The 746-nt window shown below is 56.8% G+C and carries 1 protein-coding gene; it reads left to right on the forward strand.

Going from position 1 to position 746, the window contains the following annotated elements:
• Positions 1 to 151 precede the first annotated feature (151 nt).
• Positions 152 to 685: a PIN domain-containing protein gene (locus A7X77_RS31710; protein WP_064686704.1), complete on the forward strand. Its 534-nt coding sequence runs from the start codon at positions 152 to 154 to the stop codon at positions 683 to 685.
• The last annotated feature ends 61 nt before the right edge of the window (positions 686 to 746 follow it).

Genomic DNA, 746 nt, shown 5'->3' on the forward strand with positions numbered 1-746 from the left:
CATGGTGGCTGCGGTCATGACCGGAACGTTTAGAGAACATTCTTTGCGGAGTCAACTCCCCCGAGCGAGATTCGCCTAAACACCCTTCCGATTTACGCGGCATTAATCGTGACCGTCCACCGTGCGCAAAATTCAGCGGACGTTGGGAAGCATGGCTATCGATATTTTCCTGCTCGATACCAATATACTGAGTGAGTCCAGTAAAGCTCGGCCGCATCCGACGATATCCGCATGGCTGAAAACGCAACGGCGGGTTGCCATTCCGTTCGCAGTCATTCTGGAAGTCGAAACCGGGATCGCCGACAAGCACCGCTCCAACCCCGACAAAGCCGAGGAGCTGTGGCGGTGGATGGACGAGTTACTCGAAACCGACTTCGAGTATCCGGCGGCAACGCCCGACGTCGCCCGCGTTCTGGGCAAGCTTCTTTGCTGCAAACCTCTGACGAACCTTTGGTTGGTGAACGAGAAGGCGGATAAGAAGAAACCGGGTCAGGACCTGTTCATAGCGGCGACGTCGATCGTCTACGACATGCCCATCGCCACGATGAACGTCAGGGATTTCGAAACGATTGACCGCTACTTCCCGCTTCCTGGCGTCTACAACCCTTCGAATGGAATGTGGGCGATCCCGCGATGGGAAGCGGTTGAAAAGCCGAGCGTCGCGGTCCCCGTCATGGTTGCCTGACCGCAACAGACCGCGAGCGTGACGATTGCAGAAAGCCATCGATAACGGGTGATCGCCGGTG

Source organism: Rhizobium bangladeshense (assembly GCF_001662075.1).
In the GTDB taxonomy this organism is placed as follows: Bacteria; Pseudomonadota; Alphaproteobacteria; order Rhizobiales; family Rhizobiaceae; genus Rhizobium; species Rhizobium bangladeshense_B.